At 62.3% G+C, this 25,667-nt stretch carries 23 protein-coding genes; 12 read left to right on the top strand and 11 right to left on the bottom strand.

The genetic code is table 11. The annotated features are described in order from the left end of the window. Positions 1 to 41: 41 nt before the first annotated feature. The 3 genes from FGL86_RS02290 to FGL86_RS02280 form a co-directional block, all read right to left on the bottom strand. Positions 42 to 956 (bottom strand): MerR family transcriptional regulator, encoded by a 915-nt coding sequence (locus FGL86_RS02290; protein WP_147183088.1) that lies wholly within the window; start codon positions 954 to 956, stop codon positions 42 to 44. Positions 957 to 1,119: 163 nt separating this feature from the next. Continuing rightward, positions 1,120 to 1,509: a sirohydrochlorin chelatase gene (locus tag FGL86_RS02285; RefSeq protein WP_147183087.1), complete on the bottom strand. Its 390-nt coding sequence runs from the start codon at positions 1,507 to 1,509 to the stop codon at positions 1,120 to 1,122. Between the two features lie 18 nt (positions 1,510 to 1,527). Next, entirely contained in the window at positions 1,528 to 2,553 is a 1,026-nt protein-coding gene (locus FGL86_RS02280; RefSeq protein WP_147183086.1) for an NAD(P)/FAD-dependent oxidoreductase, read from the bottom strand. Positions 2,554 to 2,686: 133 nt separating this feature from the next. Between FGL86_RS02280 and FGL86_RS02275 the strand changes: the two genes are divergently transcribed. After that, positions 2,687 to 3,592 (top strand): TIGR01777 family oxidoreductase, encoded by a 906-nt coding sequence (locus FGL86_RS02275; protein WP_147183085.1) that lies wholly within the window; start codon positions 2,687 to 2,689, stop codon positions 3,590 to 3,592. Positions 3,593 to 3,655: 63 nt separating this feature from the next. Here the strand turns inward: FGL86_RS02275 and FGL86_RS02270 are convergent, their stop codons facing one another. From FGL86_RS02270 to FGL86_RS02260, 3 genes are all read right to left on the bottom strand, one after another. Further along, positions 3,656 to 5,311, bottom strand: coding sequence for an FMN-binding glutamate synthase family protein (locus FGL86_RS02270; protein WP_147183084.1), 1,656 nt, complete (start codon positions 5,309 to 5,311; stop codon positions 3,656 to 3,658). A gap of 175 nt (positions 5,312 to 5,486) precedes the next feature. Next, positions 5,487 to 8,438, bottom strand: coding sequence for an RNA polymerase-associated protein RapA (rapA, locus tag FGL86_RS02265; protein ID WP_147183083.1), 2,952 nt, complete (start codon positions 8,436 to 8,438; stop codon positions 5,487 to 5,489). Positions 8,439 to 8,549: 111 nt separating this feature from the next. After that, positions 8,550 to 9,347, bottom strand: coding sequence for a TlpA disulfide reductase family protein (locus FGL86_RS02260; protein ID WP_147183082.1), 798 nt, complete (start codon positions 9,345 to 9,347; stop codon positions 8,550 to 8,552). A 135-nt stretch (positions 9,348 to 9,482) separates the two neighbouring features. Between FGL86_RS02260 and FGL86_RS02255 the strand changes: the two genes are divergently transcribed. Then, positions 9,483 to 9,707 carry a hypothetical protein gene (locus tag FGL86_RS02255; protein ID WP_147183081.1) on the top strand — a complete coding sequence of 75 codons (225 nt, stop codon included), beginning with the start codon at positions 9,483 to 9,485 and terminating at the stop codon, positions 9,705 to 9,707. Here FGL86_RS02255 and FGL86_RS02250 read toward each other — a convergent pair. Further along, positions 9,704 to 11,299: an SLC13 family permease gene (locus tag FGL86_RS02250; RefSeq protein ID WP_147183080.1), complete on the bottom strand. Its 1,596-nt coding sequence runs from the start codon at positions 11,297 to 11,299 to the stop codon at positions 9,704 to 9,706. The genes FGL86_RS02255 and FGL86_RS02250 overlap by 4 nt on opposite strands. Positions 11,300 to 11,450: 151 nt before the next feature. Then, positions 11,451 to 11,948, bottom strand: a complete 498-nt coding sequence (locus FGL86_RS02245) for a TspO/MBR family protein (RefSeq protein ID WP_147183079.1) — start codon at positions 11,946 to 11,948, stop codon at positions 11,451 to 11,453. 86 nt (positions 11,949 to 12,034) lie between these two features. Between FGL86_RS02245 and FGL86_RS02240 the strand changes: the two genes are divergently transcribed. The 6 genes from FGL86_RS02240 to gabT all read left to right on the top strand — a co-directional run bounded on the left by FGL86_RS02240 (position 12,035) and on the right by gabT (position 18,796). After that, entirely contained in the window at positions 12,035 to 12,607 is a 573-nt protein-coding gene (locus tag FGL86_RS02240) for a YceB family lipoprotein (protein ID WP_147183078.1), read from the top strand. 141 nt (positions 12,608 to 12,748) lie between these two features. Further along, positions 12,749 to 13,447: a DNA-binding transcriptional regulator CsiR gene (gene csiR / locus FGL86_RS02235; RefSeq protein WP_147183077.1), complete on the top strand. Its 699-nt coding sequence runs from the start codon at positions 12,749 to 12,751 to the stop codon at positions 13,445 to 13,447. 132 nt (positions 13,448 to 13,579) lie between these two features. After that, positions 13,580 to 14,764, top strand: a complete 1,185-nt coding sequence (locus tag FGL86_RS02230) for an acyl-CoA dehydrogenase (RefSeq protein ID WP_147183076.1) — start codon at positions 13,580 to 13,582, stop codon at positions 14,762 to 14,764. A 2-nt stretch (positions 14,765 to 14,766) separates the two neighbouring features. Continuing rightward, on the top strand, positions 14,767 to 15,981 hold the full coding sequence (locus tag FGL86_RS02225; protein ID WP_147183075.1) for a CaiB/BaiF CoA transferase family protein: 1,215 nt from the start codon (positions 14,767 to 14,769) through the stop codon (positions 15,979 to 15,981). 37 nt (positions 15,982 to 16,018) lie between these two features. After that, positions 16,019 to 17,464, top strand: coding sequence for an NAD-dependent succinate-semialdehyde dehydrogenase (locus FGL86_RS02220; RefSeq protein ID WP_147183074.1), 1,446 nt, complete (start codon positions 16,019 to 16,021; stop codon positions 17,462 to 17,464). Between the two features lie 30 nt (positions 17,465 to 17,494). Continuing rightward, on the top strand, positions 17,495 to 18,796 hold the full coding sequence (gene gabT, locus FGL86_RS02215; RefSeq protein WP_147183073.1) for a 4-aminobutyrate--2-oxoglutarate transaminase: 1,302 nt from the start codon (positions 17,495 to 17,497) through the stop codon (positions 18,794 to 18,796). A gap of 81 nt (positions 18,797 to 18,877) precedes the next feature. Here the strand turns inward: gabT and FGL86_RS02210 are convergent, their stop codons facing one another. Further along, complete coding sequence (locus tag FGL86_RS02210; protein ID WP_147183072.1) at positions 18,878 to 19,759, bottom strand: carboxylate/amino acid/amine transporter; 882 nt, start codon at positions 19,757 to 19,759, stop codon at positions 18,878 to 18,880. On the opposite strand from FGL86_RS02210, the gene FGL86_RS02205 reads away from it, so the two are divergent. The 4 genes from FGL86_RS02205 to FGL86_RS02190 all read left to right on the top strand — a co-directional run bounded on the left by FGL86_RS02205 (position 19,758) and on the right by FGL86_RS02190 (position 22,500). After that, positions 19,758 to 20,249 (top strand): DUF6314 family protein, encoded by a 492-nt coding sequence (locus tag FGL86_RS02205; protein ID WP_147183071.1) that lies wholly within the window; start codon positions 19,758 to 19,760, stop codon positions 20,247 to 20,249. The genes FGL86_RS02210 and FGL86_RS02205 overlap by 2 nt on opposite strands. A 172-nt stretch (positions 20,250 to 20,421) precedes the next feature. Next, complete coding sequence (locus FGL86_RS02200) at positions 20,422 to 21,714, top strand: NAD(P)/FAD-dependent oxidoreductase (protein ID WP_147183070.1); 1,293 nt, start codon at positions 20,422 to 20,424, stop codon at positions 21,712 to 21,714. 127 nt (positions 21,715 to 21,841) lie between these two features. Beyond that, entirely contained in the window at positions 21,842 to 22,105 is a 264-nt protein-coding gene (locus FGL86_RS02195) for an antitoxin (RefSeq protein ID WP_147183069.1), read from the top strand. Positions 22,106 to 22,113: 8 nt separating this feature from the next. Further along, positions 22,114 to 22,500: a type II toxin-antitoxin system VapC family toxin gene (locus FGL86_RS02190; protein WP_222433785.1), complete on the top strand. Its 387-nt coding sequence runs from the start codon at positions 22,114 to 22,116 to the stop codon at positions 22,498 to 22,500. Between the two features lie 76 nt (positions 22,501 to 22,576). Here the strand turns inward: FGL86_RS02190 and FGL86_RS02185 are convergent, their stop codons facing one another. Both FGL86_RS02185 and FGL86_RS02180 read right to left on the bottom strand, forming a co-directional pair. After that, on the bottom strand, positions 22,577 to 24,118 hold the full coding sequence (locus FGL86_RS02185) for a Na+/H+ antiporter NhaC family protein (RefSeq protein WP_147183067.1): 1,542 nt from the start codon (positions 24,116 to 24,118) through the stop codon (positions 22,577 to 22,579). A 42-nt stretch (positions 24,119 to 24,160) separates the two neighbouring features. Then, entirely contained in the window at positions 24,161 to 25,537 is a 1,377-nt protein-coding gene (locus tag FGL86_RS02180) for a glutamine synthetase family protein (RefSeq protein ID WP_147183066.1), read from the bottom strand. Positions 25,538 to 25,667: the final 130 nt, after the last annotated feature.

The raw sequence follows: 25,667 nt of genomic DNA, 5'->3' as shown, positions 1-25,667 counted from the left end.
GGAGAAGAAAATTTCCTTGAGGAATCCTGGTCGTGATCCTTCTACTGATTTTTTAATAGGGAAGTCAGTCGCTGTAGCGCCTGCATCGGATCGTCTCCCAGTACTTCCACCGGGCCGTCCGCCAGATCGGCCTGGCGAATGCGCGCTACCGGCCCGCACAGCACCAGGGGAACGTCGAGCTGCTCCGCCAGACGGGGCAGCTGTCGACGGATAAGGTCGCTGCGCTCCGCCTGACTGCTGCAGAGGAGCAGCGCCGAGGCCTTGAGCCGCTGCACCGCCAACGGCATGTCGCTCAGGGGCAGGGAGGCATCGAACAGGCGCACGCGAAAGCCTTCGTGCACCGCGGCCAAGGCGATCAATAACTCCCACAGCATGCCATGAGACCCCGGCAGACGAATGATGATCAGGTGTGGCCCTTTATTGAGCAGATTGCCGTGATAGAGCCGGATGCCTACCCGAGTGCGCAGGAAAGATTCCAAGCTATGACGCTGAAGTGCCGCGCCGATCTGGTCTCGCCAGCATTCCTCGAAGGTTTCCACGATCGGCTTGAACAGTTCGTTCATGCACACCGGCAGAGGGTAAAGCGCCATGCTCTGGTTGTAGAGCTCGTCCAGACGCTGAAGATCCAGCGCTTCGATGGCGGTGATCCATTGCTGTCTCTGCACGCTCCAGTCGTTGCTGATGGGAGTGGAGGGCGCTTCGGGTTTAGGCTGTTCGAGCAGTTCGCGCACCTGGCTGACCGGGACGCCGCGACCCAGCCACTGCAGAATCTGCTCGATGCGTTCGATATCGTCTTGGGCGTAAAGGCGATGCCCCTTGGGCGTTCGCTGGGGACGAATCAACCCGTAACGACGCTCCCAAGCGCGCAGCGTTACCGAATTCACCCCGGTCAGCCGTGAAACTTCACGAATGGGGTAAAGCGCTGCATCGCCGGGATGAATCGCCTGGGTGCTCACGTTAGCCTGCCTCGTATAAGTATTTGATGCTCATATCGGGAATACCTTGGTTAAGCCGATTAACCATCAGGTGGATACCCTCGATCACCGTTACAAAGGATGGTGCAAAATATTATACAAGGCAAACCGGTTGTATAAATAACTCCGGGTATCGATTCGTCGATCAAGAGGCATTTTCGCCCTTATTTGTCGCCGCCTGGGCTTCGATGATGCTCGCCAAGGCATCCACGAAGGCGGGGTGGTCGCCCACCGGGGCCAGTAGATCGAGACGAATGCCGGGGTTAGCTTGACGTAGCGCCTCGAGCTGGCCAGGAACGTCTTCTCTCAAATGACGGCCCGCGGCGAAGAACAAAGGCAGTACATCCGCCTGGGTCACCCCGGCATTTTCGAGTTCCGCCGCGGTGGATTCCAGTGAGGGCTCGCTCAACTCCATGAACGCCAGCCGCAGCGGCGTGGCGCTGCGGGCCGCAAGGGTTGCGGTCAACTCCTCGAAGGGCGCCCGCCAACGCGGATCGCGGGAACCGTGAGCGAGCAGGATCAGCGCATGAGACATACTTGAACTCCTTCAGGGTTAAGAGGCCAATGCCAAACCCAGGTGATGGCCGGAAAGCCAGGCGTCTTCCACCCGAGCGCCGCGCCAGGCGTCGCCGCACAGGCCAAGCCCGGTATCGGTCAGATGGAAATCTTGAGCGGTGTCCTCTCCGGATGACTTCGAGGTGGACACCGACGGCTTGGCGTAGCGCCAGCGGTGGGCGCTCAGGACAAGAGGCTCCGGCAGCGCCCGAGTGGTAAATCTTGCTGCGAAGGCTTGATAGAGCCAATCCGCTACCCGGGAAGGTTTCTCTTCCAGACAAGCCTGGGTCCAGGCATGAGTGGCCAGCAGCGTCAAACTTTCCCGAGGCTCTCGACCGGGCTTGGTACTGTTGCGCGCTACCAGGTCAAGCGGGCCTTCCTCGACAAAGAGCCCCTGCCAGTCGCCCCCGGCCACAAGGCTATCGTCCAGCGGCTTGTCGAAGACCGCATAGGCGGTCCAGGTAGGATGCTGGACAACGGCTTCGCTGGTTCTTGCAAGCGCAGGATCGTGAGGCGCGACAAGTGGAACCGCCTGAGGCGTGGGCACGCTGATCACAACCGCGGAAAAAGGACCTTGACGCTGTCGTTTATCGTCGATCAGCCACCAACCATTGACCTGGCGTTCCAGCGACTCGATACGACAGCCAACCCGAACATTCATGTCCTGGGCCAGATGGCGAGTCAGCGCGCTCATGCGCGGTGCGCCGCAGTAGCGTAAAGGTGGCGCCTCTGGATAGTGAATCGTCTCGCCCTGACAGATACCCAGTCGGCCAGGCCAGGCCTTCACGACACCGGCGCTTCGCCATGCAGTTACTTCGTGGCAAAAGCGCTCATCGTGGGCGGTAAAGTACTGAGCGCCCAGATCGACGGTGCCTTCCCCCAGGCGCCGGCTAGCCAGGCGCCCGCCGGGGCCGCGGCTTTTCTCGAAAATCTCGCAGGCTATGCCGCGTTTCTTCAAGACGTTGGCACAGGCCAGGCCGGAAATGCCGGCGCCAATGATGGCAATGGATGACGATGAAACCATGAGCGAACCTTGGAGTGGCGATCAGCGAATCGGGCACGGTGGTGATATAGCGTCTAGACTAAACGATTCGTACAATGCTTGTATAATATAGCGATCATCATTTTCCACTATCAGGGTACAGCAAGGAGGCACCATGCGCGTCTTGATCACCGGCGGTACCGGCTTCGTGGGGAAACGACTTTGCCAGCGGCTTGCACAAGCCGGGCACGAACTGCTGGTGGTGTCACGCAGCCCGGACAAGGCACGGGAAATGCTGCCCCAGGGGACGCAGACCGCGAGTTCGGTGCTTGATTTCGTCGAGCAGGCGCCAGAGGCGATCGTCAATCTGGCCGGGGAGTCTATCGCCGGCAAGCGCTGGAGCGAGGAACAGAAACAGCGTCTGATCGATTCCCGGGTCAATATCACCCAGGATATCGTCAACCTGTGCGCGCGGCTGGCCCAGCAGCAAAAGGTGCCCAAGGTGCTGGTATCCGGTTCCGCCATGGGCTATTACGGCGCCCAAGGAGATAAAAAGGTCACCGAGGAGACGCCGCCGAACGACGAGTTCGCCCATCGGCTGTGCAAGCGCTGGGAAGACACTGCTCGCCAGGCCGCTCAACATGGCGTACGGGTCGTTCTGCTGCGCACCGGACTGGTGCTGGAAAAGGACGGTGGCACTCTGGCTCAGATGCTGCCGCCCTTCAAGCTGGGGCTGGGTGGACGCTTCGGCGATGGCAAGCAGTTCATGCCCTGGATTCATCGAGAGGATCATGTTCGCTCCATCGAATTCCTGCTCGAACGCGACGACCTGGAAGGCCCCTTCAACGCTTCGGCGCCGGAGCCTGTGACCAACGATACCTTCACCACGAAAGTCGCCGAGCATCTGCATCGTCCTTCGTTCATGTGGGTACCGGGGCCGGCGCTGAAAATCGCCCTGGGGGAAATGTCCCGCCTGCTGCTGACCGGAGCGGACATGCGTCCGGCCAAGCTGGAGGCGGCGGGCTTTCGCTTCGACTATCCCACCCTCGACAGCGCCTTGAGCGCCATTCTGGGCGACTGACGGGGTAGTTATCGTCGAGTCGGCGCGCCGGTGGCCCGAGGCCATCGTCCGTATGATGTCGCATCACTCCACCGCTAGCCCGAAGCGGTCGGTACGCGACTGTTTCCAGTAATTCCGGTAGATATGATGTTCGCCGCTCAAGTCGTCGTTGAGCAGCGCGCCGCGTGCGACCTGCGGCAACAGATTCGACAGCAGCCGCACGTTGTTTTCGTCAACGCGTCGCACGATGTGTCGCGGCAGGATGTCGTCCGGGTGATGCAGCCCGGCCGCCTGGATCAGGTACTTGAGCGCAAGCAGCGTCCTGTCATGGAACTGATACACGCGCTGCGCCTTGTCCGACACCACCAGCGCGTTCTGGCGCACCGGGTCCTGCGTCGTCACACCCGTCGGGCAGTTGCCGGTGTGGCAGGTCTGCGCCTGGATGCAGCCGAGCGAAAACATGAACCCGCGCGCGCTATTGCACCAGTCGGCGCCCAGCGCCAGCGTGCGCGCCACGTCGAACGCGCTGATCACCTTGCCCGCGCAGCCGAGTTTGACGCGATCGCGAAGATCGGCCCCAATCAGCGTGTTGTGCACCAGCAGCAGCGCTTCTTGCAGCGGTACGCCGACGTGATCGATGAACTCCACCGGCGAGGCGCCGGTACCGCCTTCCGCGCCATCGACGACGATGAAATCCGGGGTGATGTCGGTCTCCATCATCGCCTTGACGATGTCGAACCAGTCCCAGGGGTGCCCGAGGCAGAACTTGAAGCCTGTGGGTTTGCCGCCGGAAAGCTCCCGCAGCCGCTCGACGAACCGCAGCAGCTCGACCGGCGAGGAAAAGGCGCTGTGGGTCGGCGGCGAGACGCAGGTCTTGCCCACCGGAATGCCGCGCACTGCCGCGATCTCCGCCGTCACCTTGCCGCCCGGCATCACGCCGCCCTGTCCCGGCTTGGCACCCTGGCTGATTTTGATCTCGATCATCTTGACCTGCGGGTCGGTGGCGTTTCTTGCGAAGCGCTCCGCACTGAAGCTGCCATCATCGTTACGACAACCGAAATAGCCCGAGCCGATCTCCCAGATCAGGTCGCCGCCGTGTTTGCGGTGATATGACGAGATCGAACCTTCCCCGGTATCGTGGGCGAAATTGCCGCGCTTGGCGCCGGCGTTGAGCGCTTCGATGGCGTTGCCCGAGAGCGCGCCGAAGCTCATCGCCGAGATGTTGAAAACGCTTGCCTCGTAAGGCACCCGGCAATCGCCGGGCCGCGGCTGACGGCCCGCGGGCTGCGCGCCGATGGTGATGCGGAAGTCATGGGAGTCGAGCCGGGTCGGCGTCATCGATTGATTGATCCACTCGTAGCCGTCTTTCTTGACGTCGATTTGCGAGCCGAACGGTCGGAAATCCGTTTGGCCTTTTGCGCGCTGGTAGACCAGCGAGCGCTGCGCACGCGAGAAGGGCGCAGCGTCGGTGTCGGATTCCATGAAGTACTGGCGGATTTCGGGACGAATGTATTCGAGCAGGTAGCGCAAATTCCCGATCAGGGGGTAGTTGCGCAAGAGTGCATGCTTGTGCTGGCGCAAATCGTACACGCCCATCACGGCCAGGGGCCCCAGCAAAAGTACCGGCCACACCGCACCGTCCCGAAACAGCAGGTTGAGCAGTACAAGCAGCAAGCCGAGTACGCACAGGGCGAGCACCGTATAGCGAATCGGGTAATACGAATTGGGCGTTTTGAGCATCGTGATTCCCCATGACCCGAAAGCGTTGGTTTGCCCAGCGGCAGCGGTCATCGCAACCGCGCGCCCTGTCGCGCTTCGATATCCCGCGCGTCTTCGATACCCCGGGTACATGATAAGCGCCTCCCCAGGCACATTCCACGCTGAAGCCTTCGCCGGGATACCTTGGGGACGGCGATCAAGCGTTCGCGTCCAGCGTCACGATCACCCGCACCGCGTCCAGCCGCAGCCGGGTGTTTTCGATAGCGTCGCTGAGGCCGGCCAGTTCATTTTCCAGGGCGCGTATCTCGTCTTCCCGCACCGCCGGGTTGTGCGTCGCCAGTGCCTTGAGTCTCGCCAGCTCGCTGTTCAACTGACGGTGCATGCGACTCTGGGCCGCCTCGATGATGCTCGGCAGCTCCCGCGCCGCTTCCTCTTCGGCCTTGTCCATCAACTCCCGTAGCTGCCCCTGACGGCTCTTGATCAATTCCCGGGCGGGGGCTTTCTTGACCTTGCCAAGATGTCTGGCCAGGCCGTCGAAGGACACCTTGTCGCTGAGATTGGCGCCGGTTTCGTCCAGCAGCACCCGCACCGCGGTGGCAGGCAAAAAGCGGCTGACGTGCAAGGCCTTGGGCGCCGGGCAATATGTGCGGAAGATGTGTTCAACCATCAGCCGTCCGCCGGGAATCGACGGATGCCTGAGCGTTGCCAGAGCGGTGTTGCCCATGGTGCCGCCGAGCAGCCGGGACATCATTTCCCGCACCAGCGGATGCTCCCAGGAAAGACGCTGCACGTCGTCTCGGGCCAGGGCGCGGGCACGTGAGAAAGTGGCGCTGAAGCCGTCTTCCCCCTTGGTCAATCCCGGCAGGCCGCCCTGCATCTGCGAACTCGGCTGCAGGTGCAGCAGTTCACCGCCGATGTCCTGGCTGTCCACCCCGAAGATATCCAGGGCGCGATCCAGATAGCGCGGCAGGGCCGGATCGTCATCGAGTTCCTTGATAGCCGCGATGACTTCCCCGGCCTTGACCGGGCGACAGGCGTTGAGTTCCAGCAGACGGTTGCGTCCGGCGTCTTGCTCCGCCAGGCGCACTTCGAACAGCGCCCGAGTTTCGTGAATGACTTCATCCAGCCCCGTCGGGTCCTGCAGGGCCTCCACCAGGGCGTCACCGAAGGCCCCGAAGAGCTCGCTGCCTACCCCATGTGGCGCGCCGAAGGCGTCCATGCCTTCCCGATACCAGCGCAGCAGCCGCTCCCCGGGGCTGTGGCGGAATACCGGTACGTGAATCTCTATTTCATGACGCTGGCCGATGCGGTCCAGCCGTCCGATGCGCTGCTCCAACTGATCCGGGTGCAGCGGCAGATCGAACATCACCAGATGGCGACAGAACTGGAAGTTGCGTCCCTCCGAGCCGATTTCCGAACAAATCAGCAGCTGATAGCCTTCCTCCGGGTCGGCGAAGGCGGCGGCGGCCCGGTCCCGCTCCAGCAGGGAGAGTCCTTCGTGAAACACCGGCGCGTGCACGCCGGCCAGCACCCGCAAGCCCTCCGCCAGCTCCAGGACGGTCTCGCGCTCGTGGGCGATGACCAGCAGCTTTTCCTCGCCTATTTCCGTGAGCTTCTCCAGCAGCCAGGTCACCCGGGGGTCGAAGCGCCACCAGGGCTCGTTAAGCGGATCTTCTGCCAGTGCTCGGTGCATGGCGTCCAGGTAGAGCATGATCTCCGGATGATCGAGACCAGGTTCCACCAGCCGCTCCCCCAAGGTGTCCGTATTTTGTTCAAGGCGGCGCAGCACCCGGCGATAGGGCAAGGGCAGCTCCAGCGGCGTCACATTTAGCCGGCGCGACGGGAAGCCGCCAACGTGTCGCCGGCTGTTGCGAAACATCACCCGGCCGGTACCGTGACGATCGAGCAGCTGTTCGCGAAGCTGGTCCTGGGCCGCCTGCTGCTGATCCTCGCCGCTTTCTGGATTGGCCAGCGTCGCCAGCAGCGCGCGGCTATCCGCGTCATCGATCACCGCGGCGATCCGCGCCTGAATCTGGGCGCTTTCATTGGGACTCTTGTGGAGAGGGCCGGGCAACTGCTCAAGAAGGTCGATGGCTTCCGCTACCTGGGCGTACCCGCGTTTCTCCTGGCGAAACGCCTCCAGGCTTCGGTAGCGCTCCGGGTCGAGCAGCTTGAGTCGGGCGAAATGGCTCTCGAGACCCATCTGCTCCGGAGTAGCGGTCAGCAGCAAAAGGCCGGGAGTCGCCTGGGCCAGCCGCGCCACGCAGGCGTAGTCCGCCCCGGCCCCTCCCGGCGTCCAGTGAAGATGATGGGCCTCGTCGACGATCAGCAGATCCCAATCGCCAGCCAGCGCCTGGGCCTGACGGTGAGAATTGGCGAACAGCCACTGCTGGCTGGCGAGAATCAGCTGGCCCGCCTCGAAGGGGTTGGACTCGCCGTAGGCCTGGCTCTGGGCCTCGTCGAGCAGGGTGACCTCGAGAGCGAAACGGCGCAGCAGTTCCACCAGCCACTGGTGGGTCAGGCTGTCCGGCACCAGGATCAGTGCCCGTTCGACGCGGCCGGTCAGCAGCAGACGATGCAGGATCAGACCTGCCTCGATGGTCTTGCCCAGTCCTACCTCGTCCGCCAGCAGTACCCGGGGTGCGTGGCGGCCCGCCACTTCGTCGGCGATATACAGCTGGTGGGAAATCAGGTCGATCTTGGGGCCGGCGAAGCCCAGGGCCGGGTTCTGTTCGATACGCTGATGATGGCGCAGGGTACGAAAGCGCAGATCGAACCAGTCGTTGCGATCCACCTGGCCGGTCAACAGTCGATCTCGGGCCTGGTCGAACTGCAGGCTGTCCGCCAGTCGAGTTTCCGGCAGCTCGCGAGGCTCGCCGTTCTCGTCCTCGCCGATATAGACGATAAGCCCGTCGACCTCCCTGCTGTCCTCCACCCGCAGATGCCAGCCCTGGGCAGACTGAATGCGATCGCCGCTACCGAAGGCCACCCGGGTCAGCGGTGCCTGGCGAGCGCTGTAGGTACGGGTTTCCTGACTGATGGGAAACAGCACGGTTACCGTGCGGACATCGCAATTCAAGACGGTGCCCAGGCCCAGTTCGGCTTCGCCGTCGCTGATCCAGCGCTGGCCCGGTGTGTAAACGCTCATACGGCCTCGCGGTGTCGTCGCTCAAACTGATGTTGCTTGAGCTGTTGTCGCTCAAAAGGGCGCGGTATCTTACAGCAAACGTCGAGACAGCTTAAATAGCGACTCGACGGATCAGGGCGACAGCCAGGCGTTCAGCTGAGCGCGGGTCAGCTCGCCGATATGACGCTCGAGAAGCGCCCCCTGAGCGTCGAAGAATAGCGTGGTGGGCAGCCCCGGGGATTCGCTGAGCACCATCAGCTGCTGGCGCGGGTCGAGCAGGGGATGGCGGAAGGCCAGTTCCTCGCCGTCCAGAAAACGAATGATCTGCAGAAGTTCCTCGCCCTGATTGACCACTACCACGGTGACGTCATCGCGCTCGTCCACCTCCGCCAGCAGCGGCATCTCCCGACGACAGGGCGGGCACCAGGTGGCCCACAGATTGAGGATGACCGGCTTGCCGGTCAGCGAGGCCAGCTCCACCGGTTCGCCATCGAGATTCTCCAGGGTCAGTTCCGGCAGTCTTTCCAGGCCCGTATCGCTACCCAGGGGATTGGTCAACACCAGCGCAAACCATAGCGCGCTGCTGGCAGCGACCAACACCGCGGCCCCCAGCAGTTTCAGCGCCTGGCGGCGCAGGGTCCAGGCGCTCCACAGCAGGGCGGCGATCAGCCCCCAGAGCGGGTCATAGCCCGGCTGCCAGAACTTCAGCGCATCCAGCGGCGCCTGCTCGTAGACACTCCAGTGCACCATCACATGGCCAAGGCGAGCGGCGAGCAGCCAGGCAATCACCAGCCCGTTGAACCAGCGAGCCTGGTGGCCTTTGGGCAGGCGGAGCAGCAGCAGGCTAGCGATCAGCAGCAATAGCGCGGCGAGAAAGGCATAAAGCCGGGGCAGGGAAATCAGCAGCGGCCCTAGCGCGATAGCGTCCATGACAAGTGCTCCAGAGACAGAGGGGCGCTCGAGTCAGCGCCTTTGGCCTTGCGGTATGATGCGATGCCATAGCCTAATGCGCGCGGTGGATACTGTCACTCGCGCGATTCACAATCCCTCATGGCAGGAGACCTCATGGCCAAGCCCGGCTTCGATCCTCTACGCGCCCTGGCTATCGCCAGCCAGGCCATCGGCTTCGTGATGATCCTCACTCTGGAGACCTGGCTGGGAGACGCGGCGCGACCCTGGGAGGCGCTGGTGCTGGCGCTGATGCTACTTTCTGCCGTAAGTATCGCGCTCCTGCGTCGCTATCGGCGCAACAAGGCGCGCAAGGCGCAGGAGCGGCGTGACTCGCCTTAGAACTCAAGACCTAGCGCCAGGCCACCCAGCACATAGCAGAACAGCGTGATCAGCATGACGCCGATCACATTGAGCACGGCGCCGCCCTTGGCCATCTGCGCGATGGTTACCACGCCGGAGCCGAAAACGATGGCGTTGGGCGGCGTGCCCACCGGCAGCATGAAGGCGCAGGTGGCGGCGAAAGCCGCCGGCATGAGCAGCGTCAGCGCATCCACGTCGATGCCCACGGCGACCCCGCCCAGCACGGGAATGAAAGTGGCGGCGGTGGCGGTGTTCGAGGTGATCTCGGTCAGAAACAGCACGATCACGGTCACCGCTGCGACTATCGCCAGGATCGGCAGGGTGCCGAGAGCGGTCACCTGCTCACCGAACCACCCATCCAGTCCCGTGCCCGCCACGGCGCCGGCCAGCGACAGGCCGCCGCCGAACAGCAGCAGTACGCCCCAGGGCAGACCGTTTTCCGCGTCCTTCCAGTCGAGCACCATGTCCCCCTTGCCGTTGCCGGGCAGGAGGAACAAGACAATACCGGCGGCGATGGCGATGGCCGTATCGTCAAGACCGCCCAGGAAAGCGAGGGAATCGCCGATCACCGGAAGCGAAACCAGTAGCCCCGGCACGATCCACAGAAAAGCGGCGCCGCCAAACACGAACATGACCATGCGCTCGCCCTGGCTGACCGGCCCCAGCTGTTGCAGCTGCTCCGTGATCATCTGGCGTCCGCCGGGCACCTCGTCGAGCTCGAAGCGGTAGAGCACCCGGGTCATCAATACCCAGCCGATCAGGATGAAGACGAGCGCCAGCGGCACGCCGAGCATCATCCAGTTCAGAAAGCCGATATCGCGACCCAGCTGATCCGCCGCATAGCCGGCGACGATGGCGTTGGGGGGAGAGCCCAAAATGGTACCGAGCCCGCCCATGGAGGCGGACCAGGCGATGGCGAGCACCAGACAGACACCGAACCGGCGGATGTGCTTGTCGTCGATGATGTCGGAAATTCGAGCGCCTTCCCGCAGGTTGCGGCCGACCTTGGTGGCATCGTTGCTGCCGCTGCGCTCGACCACCAGGGTCAGCACGGAAAGGGCGATCGGCAGCATCATCAGCGTGGTGGCGGTATTCGAAACCCACATGGACAGAAAGCCGGTGGCGAGCATCATCCCCAGCACGATGCGCTTCGGCTCGACGCCGACCTGCCGCAGGGTCAAAAGCGCGATGCGCCGGTGCAGGTCCCATTTTTCCATGGCGATGGCGATCAGGAAACCGCCGAGAAACAGGAAGACGATGGAACTGGCATAAGGGGCCGTGGTCTCGGAAACGCCGCGATCGGTGAGCATCGGAATCAAGACGATCGGCAGCAGCGACGTGACCGAAAGCGGAATCGCCTCGGTCATCCACCAGATTGCCATCAGGCTGCCGATGGTTGCCACCCAGCGGGCATCCGGCGACAGCGATTCGGCATTGCCCATCGCCAGCCAGACGACAGCCGCTACCACTAGCCCGGCAGCGCGCAAGCTCCAGATCAGGCCGGGAGATCGCTTGCTTTCCTCCTCGCCGCCGAATTCGTTGTGTTCATCCTGCTGCTGGGATTCTGACATGATCAACTCTCTCCTTGTATTGTGGCTGCGCCAGAGCGACGCCTCCGGGAGCGCAATAAAGTCAGCGTAGACTATCGCGACCCAAGAAAGCTGTCATTGTGACCGATCCCTAGAGACTGCTATGGAGCGGGCGTCTTCAGGACGACGATTCCTAACCCAGCGCCTGGGGATTGAGCTGCCATACGGAAAAACACAGCACGGCGGCGAAACTGACCCACAGCAGGTAAGGCACAAGCAGGGCACCGGCAGGGCGGCTTATTCGCCAGAACGCCAGCAGGGTAGCCAGGATCAGCAGCCAGAGCAGCAGGATATCGGCGAAGGCCAGGGCGCCGAGATGCCAGGCGAAGAACAGCCAGCTCCACAGCGCGTTTATCGCAAGCTGCACCAAAAACAGGGTCAAGGCCGCTTGGTTGGCAAGAAATCCGCCTTTGCGCCAGACCAGCCAGGCGGCGATGCCCATCAAGGCATACAGGAGCGTCCAGGCCGGCCCGAACACCCAGGCCGGCGGCGCCCATTCCGGTTGAGCGAGCTGGCCATAGAAAGCGCTGGCGTTCACTGATGCCATCGCGCCGAGGCCGGCGGCAATGAAGCTGACCACAAGCCAGCCAATCAATCCCATGACCTGTTTCGGTTTGGATGACGGTGTCATGAAGGTTCCTTTTTTCGAATGCCGGCGAAGTAGCGTATGTTTGACTCATTTTAAAGAGCCACCTGTTTCAAGCCCGAGGTAACTCAATGAATCCTATCATCGCCTTTCCGTTCAAACGCTGCTTGCTATCCGCATTGATGATTTCGTGGCTGCTGGCCGGCTGCGCGAGCCTGGTGAGCTATTCCGTCAGCGAGGCGGAGCTGGAGCGCTACCTGATGGACTCCATGGAGGAGTTCGATCGCCGTCAACTGGCGATGGGCGCGCCGCTGGCGCTGGATCTGGAACGGGCGGATATTACCCTCGGCCCGGAAGGGCGCAACGTGATGGTGCTGGATGTGGCCGGGAACATGGCGCTCAACGCCTTCGGTAGCCGCATGCCGGCGCAGATCGCTTTGCGCCTGGAAGGCACTCCGGTCTACGAGCCAGAAGACAAGGCGGTGTACATTCGCCGTTTGACCCTGCTTGACAGCGACGTGCAGGCGGATTGGCTGCCCGGCGGACTGGCCCCGATGATCGATCTCGCTGCTCGGCTTGCTTCCCAAGTACTCGAGCAGGTGCCGGTCTACCGGCTCGACGAGGATGACCAACGCCGTCTGCGCGGCCACGATATCGCCATCGACGTGAAATCCGGGAGGCTGGTGCTGCGCCCGGTGCTTTGAGAAAGCGGGAAATAGATGGCATGCCGGAAACGTTGACGTTTTCGATAGATGTCGGATAGAACAATTTCCTGTGGACTTTTCCTGTCAATATCGGCATTCGCTATACTGATACTTTTACTTTTCAGCCAGTGGATGCCTTTCATGAATACCCTGACACAACCGGCGCCTCGCCAGAACCTCGGCATCAGCGCCTATGCCTGGTTGAAGCGCGACATCATTCGAGGCGTTTATCCCCCCGGCGAAAAGCTCTTGATGAGCCATTTGAAGGAGCGCTATGGCCTGGGCATCGGCCCCCTGCGCGAGGCGCTGTCTCAACTGGTGGCGGAACGCCTGGTGGTGGCGATCAGCCAGCGCGGCTATCGGGTTGCGCCGATGTCCGTGGCGGAGCTCGAGGACATCTACGATGCCCGTTCCCATCTGGAAGGCTTGATCGTCGAACTGGCTGTGCGCCGTGGCGACGATGCCTGGGAGGCGGACATTCTGGCCAAGCAGCATACCTTGGCCAAGGTAGAGAAGGTCAGCGGCCCCGACGATATGCTGGATGTCTGGGACGAGCGCCACAAGGCTTTCCATTCCGCTATTGCCGGCGGATGTAATTCCCCTCAACTTCTGCAGGTACGGGAGAGCTTGTTCGATCAGGTCGAACGCTATCGTCATCTCTGGCTATGCGAAACGGTCTTCTCCGCAGAGGCCCTGGAAACCAAGCGACGGGAACACGCCGCGCTGGTGGAGGCGCTGCTGGACCGGGACGCCTTCAAAGCCAGCTTCCTGATGCGGGAGCACCTGCTGACCCCGGTACCGATCATTCGCCAGCTGATGGAAAAGCGCGGGCTGGTGTGAGTAGGGGGTGATTTTCTTCATTCATCTCGATTCTCGGCGCTACGTTCGTAAAAAAAGATTGGCGACGAAGCAAAATTGATCTACATTTTACAAAAGTGTAGAAATTTTGATCTCTCTGCCTGGAGAACCTCAATGAGCAACTTGACCCCGATGACCTGGGAAGACCCGTTTCGCCTGATCGATCAGCTGGAGGAAGACGAGCGCATGGTGCAGGCCAGCGCCCACGACTACTGCCAGGAAAAGCTGTTGCCTCGGGTGCTGGAAGCCAACCGCCACGAGCACTTCGACCGCGAGATCATGAACGAGATGGGCGAGCTCGGCCTGCTGGGTGCCACCATCGACGGCTACGGCGGCGCCGGGCTCAACTACGTCAGCTACGGTCTGATCGCCCGGGAAGTGGAGCGGGTGGATTCCGGCTATCGCAGCGCCATGAGCGTGCAGTCGAGCCTGGTGATGTATCCGATTCACGACTTCGGCAGCGAGGAGCAGCGGGAGAAATACCTGCCTAAACTGGCCAGCGGCGAGTGGGTCGGCTGTTTCGGCTTGACCGAGCCGGATCACGGCTCCGATCCCGGCGGCATGTCCACTCGGGCGTTCAAGACCGACAGCGGCTGGCGGCTCAACGGCACCAAGTCCTGGATCACCAACTCGCCCATCGCCGATGTATTCGTGGTCTGGGCCCGGGATCAGGACGACGTGCTGCGCGGCTTCATTCTCGAGAAGGGTATGAAAGGGCTCAGCGCCCCGAAGATCGAAGGCAAGTTCAGCCTGCGCGCCTCCATCACCGGCCAGATCGCCATGAACGACGTGGAGGTCGGCGACGAGCAGCGCCTGCCCAACGTGCAGGGCTTCAAGGGACCGTTTTCCTGTCTCAACCGGGCGCGCTACGGCATCAGCTGGGGCACCATGGGTGCGGCGGAGGCCTGCTGGCACGCGGCTCGCGATTACACCCTGGAGCGCAAGCAGTTCGGTCGGCCGCTGGCCGCCAACCAGCTGATCCAGAAGAAGCTCGCGGACATGCAGACCGAGATCGCCCTGGGTCTGCAAGCGTCCCTGCGAGTGGGTCGGATGATCGACGCCGGCCAACTGGTGCCGGAGGCGATCTCCTTGATCAAGCGCAATAACTGCGGCAAGGCGCTGGATATCGCTCGCCAGGCCCGGGACATGCACGGCGGCAATGGCATCAGCGACGAATACCACGTGATTCGCCACATGATGAACCTGGAGGCGGTCAATACCTACGAAGGCACCCACGATATTCATGCCCTGATCCTGGGCAGGGCGCAGACTGGCCTTCAAGCCTTCAGCGGGAGTTGAAAATGGTCACGCAGGAAGCCGGCCCCCTGGCGGGCCGGGTGGTGCTGGATCTATCACGGGTACTGGCGGGTCCCTGGGCGGGGCAGTTGCTGGCGGACCTGGGCGCTCGGGTGATCAAGATCGAGCGCCCGGGCAGCGGCGACGACACCCGCGGCTGGGGGCCGCCCTGGCTGGAAGGCGAGGACGATCTTCGCGAGGCGGCCTATTACCTGTGCGCCAATCGCGGCAAGCAGTCCCTGGCGGTGGATCTGACCCAGCCCCGAGGCCAGGCGCTGGTGCGGGAGCTCGCCGAGCGCGCCGATATTGTGCTGGAAAACTTCAAGGTCGGTGGGCTCAAGCGCTACGGGCTGGACTACGCCAGCCTCAAGGCGTGCAATCCGCGTCTGATCGGCTGCTCCATCACCGGCTTCGGCCAGGACGGCCCCTACGCCCATCGACCGGGCTACGACTTCATGATTCAAGCGCTGGGCGGCCTGATGAGCGTGACCGGCGAAGTGGAAGGCATGCCAATGAAGGTCGGCGTGGCGCTGACGGATATTCTCACCGGGCTTTATGCCACCATCGGCGTGCTGGCGGCGCTGGACGAGCGAGAGCGCACCGGCCTCGGCCGCCATGTGGACGTGGCGCTGCTCGATGTCCAGGTGGCGACTCTAGCCAATCAGGCGCTCAATGCCCTGGTTTCAGGCCGAGACCCTCAACGTCAAGGCAACGCTCACCCGAATATCGTGCCCTATCAGGCCTTCGCCTGCGCGGATGGCTATCTGGTACTGACCGTGGGCAACGATGCCCAGTTTGCCCGTCTTGCCGGTTTGCTGGGTCAACCGGAATGGGCCAGCGACCCCCATTACGCCACCAACGGCGCCCGGGTCAGCCACCGGGACAGTCTGGTGCCCTTGATCGCCGCCCAGCTGCTGACGCGCTCCCGGAACGAGTGGCTGGCGGAATTCGAGGCCCTGGGCATTCCCGCCGGACCGATCAATACCATTAGCGAGGCCTTGAACGACCCGCAGATTCGTCACCGGGAAATGGTGACTCATCTCGAGCGGGACGGCCTGCGAATTCCCCAAGTGGCGAACCCCCTGCGCTTCGACGGCGAGTCCCGTACCAGCCGACAGCCGCCGCCGACCCTGGGTCAGGACAGCGATGCGATTCTCACGGAGATGGGGCTTTCGACGGCGGATATCGCTCAGCTTCGCGAACAGGGCATCATCAATTGATTCGCCTATCACCAAGCATTTATCCAAGGAGCACCGCATGGCGTCATCCCCGGAACTGTTGATGGACAAGGCCTATATCGACGGCCAGTGGCGTGAAGGTGCGCGCACCTTCGCCGTGACCAATCCGGCCAATGGTGAGGAACTGGCCCGGGTGCCGGACATGGGCGCCGAGGAGGCCCGGGAGGCGGTAGCGGCGGCGGAACGTGCCTTTCCCGCCTGGCGCAAGAAGACCGCCAAGGAGCGCGCGAATCTGCTGCGCCGCTGGTTCGAGGAAATCATGGCGCATCAGGAAGACTTGGCCCGGCTGATGACCCTGGAGCAGGGCAAGCCCTTGGCGGAATCCCGAGGCGAGGTCGGCTACGGTGCGAGTTTCGTCGAGTTCTACGCGGAGGAAGCCAAGCGGGTGGCCGGGGAAACCCTGCCCGGTCATGGGGTGGACAAGCGCATCCTGGTATTCCGCGAGCCCATCGGCGTGGTGGCGGCGATCACGCCCTGGAACTTTCCCCTGGCGATGATCACCCGCAAGTGCGCCCCGGCGCTCGCGGTGGGCTGCAGCGTGGTCGTCAAGCCCGCGGAGGCCACTCCGCTGACCGCCCTGGCGCTGGCCAAGCTCGCCGAGGATGCCGGCCTGCCCGCCGGGGTGCTCAATGTGATTACCGCCTCCCGCGGAGCGGAAGTGGGCGAGGTGCTGAGCACCGATCCCCGGGTGCGCAAGATTTCCTTCACCGGCTCCACCGCAGTGGGTAAAAAACTGCTCGCCCAGTGCGCCGGCACCGTCAAGAAGGCGTCCATGGAACTCGGCGGCAACGCGCCCTTCATCGTCTTCGACGACGCGGACCTGGACGCGGCGGTGGAGGGCGCCCTGGCCTCCAAGTACCGCAACTCCGGCCAGACCTGCGTGTGCACCAATCGCTTCCTGGTGCAGGACGGCATCCATGACACCTTTCTTGAAAAGCTGGCGGCCCGAGTCAAGGAACTCAAGGTAGGCAGCGGCCTGGAGGAAGGTGTGGTCCAGGGGCCGCTGATCAACCAGGCGGCGGTGGAAAAAGTCCAGACGCATATCGACGACGCCTTGGAGAAGGGCGGTCGGCTAGTGTGCGGCGGCAGGCCTCACGACCTCGGCGGCACCTTCTTCGAGCCGACGGTGATCGCCGAGGTGAACGACACCATGCGAGTGGCTCGCGAGGAAACCTTCGGCCCTCTGGCGCCGGTGTTCCGCTTCACCACGGACGAGGAGGCCATCGCCCTGGCCAACGCCACGGAATTCGGCCTGGCCGCCTATTTCTATGCCCGGGACTATCGTCGCATCTGGCATGTCTCGGAAGGGCTGGAATACGGTATGGTAGCGGTCAACGAAGGCATTCTCTCCACGGAGCTCGCCCCCTTCGGCGGCGTCAAGGAGTCCGGCCTGGGCCGAGAAGGCTCTCGCCACGGGCTGGAAGAATTTACCGAACTGAAGTACGTCTGTATCGGTGGCCTATAAGCGGCCACCGCGTCACGGGAGGAAAGACAAATGAACAACGCACAACTCAACGAACTCAAGAAGCGCTATGTGGCCAGCGGCGCCGCCAGTCCCTCGATGGAATTCGCCGACCATGCGGAGAACGCGGAGCTGTGGGACGCGGACGGCAAGCGCTTCGTCGACTTCGCCGGGGGCATCGGCGTGCTCAACCTCGGCCATCGCCATCCCAAGGTAGTGGAGGCGATCAAGGCTCAGCTCGACAAGCTGATGCACACCTGTCAGACGGTAATGCCCTACGCCCCCTACGTGCAGCTTGCGGAGAAGCTCTGTCAGCTCTCGCCGGTCAAGGGCGAGGCCAAGGCGATGCTGGTCAATTCCGGCGCCGAGGCCCTGGAAAACGCGGTCAAGATCGCTCGGGCCGCCACCGGGCGCAGCGGCATCATCTGCTTCGACGGCAGCTTCCATGGCCGTACCTTCATGACTCTGGCGATGACCGGCAAGGTACTGCCCTACAAGAACGACTTTGGCCCCATGCCCGGGGACGTCTACCGGGCGCCATTTCCCGTTCCCTACCACGGCATCAGCGGCGAGGATTCCCTGGACAGCATCAAGAAGCTGTTCAAGACGGATATTGCGCCACATCGAGTCGCCGCCATCGTCATCGAGCCGATCCAGGGGGAAGGTGGCTTCTACATCGCGCCCAAGCGTTTCCTCAAGGCGCTGCGGGAACTGTGCGACGAGCACGGCATCCTGCTGATCGTCGACGAGGTGCAGTGCGGTTTCGCGCGGACCGGCAAACTGTTCGCCCTGGAGCACTATGATGGTCTCCAGGCGGATATCATGACCATGGCCAAGAGTCTGGCGGACGGTATGCCGCTTTCCGCGGTGGTGGGCACCGCCGAGGTGATGGATTCCTCCGGCCCCAACTCCCTGGGCGGCACCTACAGCGGCAACCCGCTGTCCTGCGCCGCTGCCCTGGCGGTCATTGGGGCCATCGAGGAAGAGAATCTGCTGGAAAAGAGCGCGGCGCTCGGCAACAAGCTCGCCAAGCGTTTCGAGCAGTGGCGGGAGCGCTTCGGCCCGGTGGACAACCCGCGCAAGGTTGGTGCCATGGCTGCCTTCGAGCTGGTCAAGGACAAGGCCTCGCGCACCCCGGACCCGGGACTGACCGCGGCGCTATGCGCCAAGGCCAAGGAGAAGGGATTGATTCTGCTTTCCTGCGGCTTCTGGGCCAATTCGATTCGTATCCTGGTGCCGATCACCGTCAGCGATGAAGTGCTGGAGGAAGGCTTGGGTATCATCGAGAACTGCCTGGAAGAGCTGGTCACGGTGGAAACTACCGCCACGGCGTGATTGCTCGTCCGACAGCGTAGAAAATGCGAATGCCAGTCAGCCAAAGCTGACTGGCATTTTTATGAGGCGACGGTAGGCCATTCAAGCCGTCGTGGTGGAATGTGCCTGCTCGCGGCGGCGTGCCCACCATTCGTTGATCAGCAGCGACGCCAGGATGACCCCACCGCCCAGCGCCAAACGGACGATATCCGCTTCCCGATTCCAGATCAGCAGATTGACCAGCAGTCCCGCCGGGATCAGCGCATTGTTCATGATCGCCAGGGCGCCGGCATCCACCTTGGTGGCGCCCTTGTTCCAAAGGAAGTAGCCCAGACCGGAAGCGGCCAGCCCAAGCCAGCCCAGCACGCCCCATTGAACGCCGCTGGTGGGCAGTTTCTCGGTGGAGCCGAAGATGGCGAAGGCGATGATCACCAGCGCAAGCGCCCCCAGATAGAACCAGCCGAACACAGAGCGCTGGGGCAACTCGCGGGGTAATCCAAGTGCCAGATGGCGATAGGCGACCTGGCCGATGGCGAAGCACAGGTTGGCGCCCTGCACCACCAGAAAACCCAGCCAGAACTCGCTGCCGATACCCTGATAGCGGATCATTGCCGCGCCGAGCACCGCCAGCGCCGCGGTGAGCAGGTAGAATGGCGAAAAGCGCTTGGCCATGGCGTCGTCGAGCAGGGTGACGTACAGCGGTGTAAAGATGGTGAATAGCAGGACTTCCGGCACGGAAAGCAGCAGGAAGGACTGGTAGAAGAAAATGTACATCAGGCCCAGCTGGATCGCGCCGATGCACATCAAGGCCAGTTTCATCCCGTTGGCCAGCGCCGAGGGACGTAGAAACGGCAGAAACAGCAGGCAGGCCAGCGAAATACGTACCAGCACCGCGAAATAGCTGTCGACCTGGCCGGCGAGGTAGGCGCCGATCAGGGAGAACGAGAAGGCCCACAGGGCCGTGACACCGATCAGGTAGGGCATGATGAATCAACCGAGTATTGAGGAAGCGACGGCGCGCATTGTACAACTCGGCGAGCGTTTTTCATCCGTTTCTCGCGTCTATTTTCGCTCCCGCTCCGGGCCTGGCTCGAGGTGCGGCTGGTCCGGGGCCGGCGAGGGAAGCGTGACGGTGGTTTCTGGCGCCGACAACAGTCAGCGCTTCTTCGAAAACGGTCATTTTTGCCTTGATATCGAGGGCGCTCCCCCGGTGGCGTTCAGCAACGTATTTTGCTGGAAACCGTGCAGCGATCATGTTGCGCTATCCCACGAGCGTCGAGGCGGGGACGTCTGGCTATTCGACCTGATCGCCTCGCCCGAGGGCGACTCGGCGGATCTGGTCTCCCGCGAGGCGCATCTTTGCGTCGAGGATCGCTACCAGGCCCGCCTGACCTTTGTCGACGCCGGTTTCGATCTCGAATGGATCATCGACGGGCCGAAGAAAGAGGAGTATCTGCACTATCGCTATCGATGAAGGTGTCGTCGATGGGAGGCCTATCGAGATCTGCCGATTATATCCGCAGCTGTTCGACATGACATTCAAACTCAAAATAGGTGATTATAAAATACCAAAAATCTATCAATATGGCGCAAAAGCGCTATAATTCGGAAGATCATGTAGAATAAAATCACCACCGGAGTTTGTTATGGGCATGACCTTTCCCGCCGAGCATGTGGCGTCCTATTACGCTGCAACCGCCAATCCTTCTCCCGAACGTCCAGCCCTCGAGGGTACCGTCGATTGTGATGTCTGCGTAGTCGGCGCGGGTTTCACGGGGATTTCCGCGGCGCTGCACCTGGCGGAGCAGGGCATCAAGGTCGTGGTGCTGGAAGGAGCCCGGGTGGGCTTTGGCGCCTCCGGGCGCAATGGGGGCCAGATCGTCAACAGCTACAGCCGGGACATGGACGTGATCGAGGCCAATCACGGCGTCGACACGGCTCGCGCCCTGGGGGACATGGCCTTCGAGGGCAACCGCATCATCCGTGAGCGCGTCGCGCATTATGACATCGACTGCGATCTCAAGGACGGCAATCTCTTCGCCGCCTGCAACGCCAAGCAGCTCAAGGGCTTGCGCGAGCATAAGGCGCTGTGGGAACGCTTCGGTCATCGGGAACTGGAGCTGCTGGAAGGCGCGGCAGTCAAGCGGGAGGTGGGCAGCGAGCGCTACGTGGGCGCCCTGGTGGATCACTCCGGCGGTCATCTGCATCCGCTCAACCTGGTGCTGGGACAGGCCGCCGCCGTCGAGTCCCTGGGCGGGGTCATTTACGAGCGGTCGCCGGTCACCGAGCTTGTTCAGGGCACGCCGGTCGAGCTGGTCACGCCTCGAGGTCGAGTGCGGGCCACGCGGGTAGTGATGGCGGGCAACGCCTATCTCGACAGATTGATCCCGGAGCTGGCGGGCAAGTCCATGCCCTGTGGCACCCAGATCGTCACCACTGCGCCCCTGGAAGCGTCCCGGGCGCGCCAGCTGCTGCCCAACGACATGGCGGTGGAAGACTGCAACTACCTGCTCGACTACTTCCGTCTGACTTCGGACAATCGACTGCTCTATGGCGGCGGCGTCAACTACGGCGGTCAGGATCCGGCGAATATCGCAGCGGTGATCCGTCCCAAGCTGGCCAAGACGTTTCCCGATCTCTCCGACGTCAAGATCGACTATGCCTGGAGCGGCAACTTCCTGATGACCCTGAACCGGCTGCCCCAGTTCGGCGTGCTGGGCGGCAACGTCTATTACGCCCAAGGCTATTCCGGCCACGGCGTGACCTGCAGCCATCTGGCCGGGCGCCTGATCGCCGAGGTCATGAGCGGCCGAGACGAACGCTTCGACGCCTTCGCCGGCCTGCCGCATCTTCCCTTCCCCGGCGGGCGGATGCTGCGGGTGCCGCTCTCCGCGCTAGGTGCCTGGTACTACCGTACCCGGGATGCGCTGGGAATCTAGAATTTACCGCTTGATCAGCTTTCGCGCCCCTTGACCACTCTACGAAACGTTTGGATAGCTATCGGCTTGCGGTATATACTTTGATATATCACGAAGCGTCGAAGTGTACTCGGCAAGGAGATAACCCATGGGTCAGAAAGCTCGTCTTTTCCAGAACGGTCGAAGCCAAGCCGTGCGCTTGCCCGTCGCTTATCGCTTCGATGACTGTGACGAAGTATTCATTCGGCGTGATCCGGCAACCGGCGACGTGATCATCTCGCGCAGGCCTGCCAACTGGGACTCCTTCCTGGCGGCACGTCAAAAGGCCGCCATCGACCAGGGGTTTCTTGACTCTGAAGAGCGTAAACAAACCGTCCAGGAGCGCGACCCTTTCGCTGAGTGGAACGAATGAAGCGCATCATGTTGGATACCAACATGGTCAGTCACTTCATCAAGGGGCATGCGACGGTGAATGCGCACGTCCTGGCGGCTCCGATGGCCGCGCTTTGCATCTCCGTGGTTACGGAAGCGGAGCTGCGCTATGGGCTTGCCAAGCGCCCCCAAGCCAAGCAGCTGAAAAGAGTCGTGGAGGAATTCCTGTGTCGGGTGGATGTGCTTCCCTGGAATAGCCCGCTGACCCGGCGTTACGGAGAGGTGAGAGCGAAGCTTGAGCAAGGCGGGAAAACCCTGGGCGCTCTGGACCTGCTTATCGCCGTGCATGCTTTGGAAGTCGACGCCTTGCTGGTGACCAACGACCATGCCTTTTACTATGTCGATGGCCTGCGTATCGAAGACTGGACTCGATGAGCCATCGTTGCCGCATCAAACGAAATGCCCCGGCAAAATAAAACCGGGGCATTTTTGTTACAGCCAATCATAACCCTCAAGCCATCCAATATCCCAATGCGACGAATCCCAAGGCGGTAGTCAAAGCGCCTAACAAGGCATAGGGAAACTGGGTCAAGGCATGTTGCATGGGCAGGCAGCCGCTGCCTTGGGAGGAAAGTACCGAGGAATCCGAGAAGAAGCAGGCATGGCTGCCGAAGCTCGAGGCGGAGAGCAGCGCACCGACCACCAGTGGCATGGAGGCGTCCATGTGCTGGGCGATGGGTACCACGATGGGAATCGAGATCACGAATACCCCCCAGGAGGAGCCGGTGGCGAACACCACCACCGCCATGGACAGGAATACGATCACCGGCAGCAAGGCCACGGTCAGGTAGGGCGTCAAGGCCTCGATCATGAAGGTGGTCATGCCCAACTGGTCGTTGATCTCACGCAACACGAAACCCACGGCGACGATGGCCAAGGGCAGCATCATGGTGCGAAAGCCATCCATGATGGCATCCATCAAGGCGTTGAAGGTGGCTAGTCGCTGCAAGATAAACAGCACCAATGTGAACAGGGTGGCAGCGATCACGCCCTTGAGCAGGTCGATCTCGAAGTAGGCGCTGGCGCCGATCAGCACCGCCATGGGGGCGATGAAGTTGACCACGCCACGCCAAGGGCTGGTATGCGGTACTTCATCATCGCTCAGCGACAGGTCCGTTGCGCCATCCGGAATCGGCTGGCCGGCTCTGGCCCGGGCTTCCGCTGCCTTCATGGGGCCGAAATCCGGAATAAACCCGATCGCCACCAGCATGGCAAGCCCCATAGCGACCCAGCCATACAGCATGAAAGGAATCGACTGAATGTAGAGCCACATGCCCGCCTGTTCCGTGGCCTGATTGTTTTCCAGCAGTTCGGCGAAGTACACCGCCCAGGTGGAGATGGGCACCAGAATGCAGATCGGCGCCGCGGTGGAATCGACGATATAGGCGAGCTTTTCCCGGGAGACCCCGAAGCGGTCGGTCAAGCGCTTCATGGCCGCCGGTGTCGCCAGGGCGTTCAGGTAGTCATCGATGAAGATCAGCACACCGAGCACTGCGGTGCTCACTAATGATTGGCGGCGGGTCTTCACCAGTCGCGCCATGAAGTGGCTGAAACTCAAGGTACAGCCGGATTTTTCCAGCATGGCGATAAAGCCGCCCATCAACCCGCAGACCAGGATCAGCCAGGCGATGGTTTCATCCATCATCACCGTCATGGAAATATCCGCCAGCTCGCCGATGTAGTCTTGAGGTTGGAGCATGATCAGCCCGGCCAGGGCGCCGATGGCCAGCGCTTCCAGGGTGCGATGAGTGGCGATCGCCACCACCAGCACGATCAGCGACGGCACCAGGCTGATCCAGCCGTAGTCGCTGCCGGGGTCGTGATAAAGAGTCAGGCTGGTGACGATGGCCAGAATCGCCGCGCCGAGCAGCCAGGGCCTTCGGGAGCCGCGCTTGCCGGGCAAGGACGGCGCGAAGGCATGAGGGCGCAGGGATGGGGCGTCACGCTTGGATGGCTGCTGGGAGGAAACGACGGGTGGAGAAGTAGTTGTCATTGGATTCACCTTGGTCGATATGCAGTGGGTGGAGATGGCGGACTAGACCTGCCGCAGATACCAGTCGTATTCCAGCTTGCTCACCGCCTGCAGGCTCTGTTCCCGTTCCGCCCGGCGGTTGGCAATAAATACCTTGACGAACTCATGGCCGAGTGCTTCCTTGAGCACCTCGCTACCTTCCAACAGGTCCAAGGCCTGGCACCAGCTGTTGGTCAGGCTGGGTTCGCACTGTTCGTAGGCGTTGCCGGTGATAGCCGACGGCGGCGTCAGCTCGCGTTTCAGACCGTGATCGATGGAGGCCAGCAGGGTGGCCATCAGCAGGTAGGGATTGACGTCCGCCCCGGCGACTCGATGCTCGAGACGCCGCGCCGCATTGGGCCCGGAGGGAATGCGCAGCGCCACGGAGCGGTTGTCATAGCCCCAGGTGGGCGCCATGGGCACGTAAAGCCCGGGCTGGAAACGTCGGAAGGAATTGAGGTTGGGGGCCAGCAGCGCCATGGAGGCGGGCATCAGTTCGAGCAGTCCGGCGATGGCCTGCTGCAGCACGGGCGTGCCCAGCGGGCTCTCGTCCTCTGCCGCGAACACATTGTCGCCGGCTTCGTCCATCAGGCTGATATGCACATGGGTGCCGTTGCCCGCCTCGAGGCCGTAGGGCTTGGCCATGAAGGTGGCCTCGAAGCCGTGATTGAGCGCTACGCCCTTGATCAATCGTTTGAGCAGCTGGGCGCTGTCGCAGGCCTTGAGGGCGTCATCGCAATGAATCAGATTGATTTCGAACTGACCCGGCGCGCACTCCTTGAGAGCGGTATCCAGCGGCAGCGCCTGGGTACGAGCGGCGGCTTGAATGTCCTCGAGAAAATCCGCGTATTCATCCAGCTCGCTGATGGAATACAGCTGGCTTTGGGTGGCACGCTCACCGGAGGCCGGCGAACAGGGCGGCTGGGTCATGCCGAGCTCGTTACGCTGGCGATCCACCAGATAGAACTCCAGTTCCACCGCCACCACCGGGGTTAGTCCAGCCTGAGTAAAGCGTTCCAACACCCGAGCCAGCACCTGGCGCGGGTCGGCGAAGAAGGGGCAACCGTCCGGTTCGAACATGGTCATGGTCAGCTGGGCGTGACGGCCGTTTCGTAGCCAGGGGGTAGGCATCAGGGTGCCGGACACCGGACGGCAGACACGGTCGCCATCACCGCTATCAAGCCCCAGCCCGGTTTCTTCGACGGTGTTGCCGTTGATATCCAGAGCGAACAGGGAGGCGGGCAGATTGATACCGGTCTGGTAAGCCTTGGCAAGATTTTCTCGGGGGATGCGCTTGCCCCGCTGCACGCCGTTGAGGTCGCTGATCAGCAGGTCGATACTGCCAATCTCCGGGTGGCGTTCAAGAAAGGCCTGGGCTTCATCGCTGGATGAGGAGGACATGACGATACCTTTGGAATCGAGTTTGTGACAATGCTGTTATCTTTTATTCACCACTCATGATTGTCAAATTTTTTCGCCGCCTGGGGTGTTGACGTAGCGGGCAAGGTTTGCCGTAGACTGCGGTTTGCCT

It is taken from the genome of Pistricoccus aurantiacus (assembly GCF_007954585.1).
Classification (GTDB): Bacteria; Pseudomonadota; Gammaproteobacteria; order Pseudomonadales; family Halomonadaceae; genus Pistricoccus; species Pistricoccus aurantiacus.
This window is presented reverse-complemented; position numbering and strand designations above follow the sequence as displayed.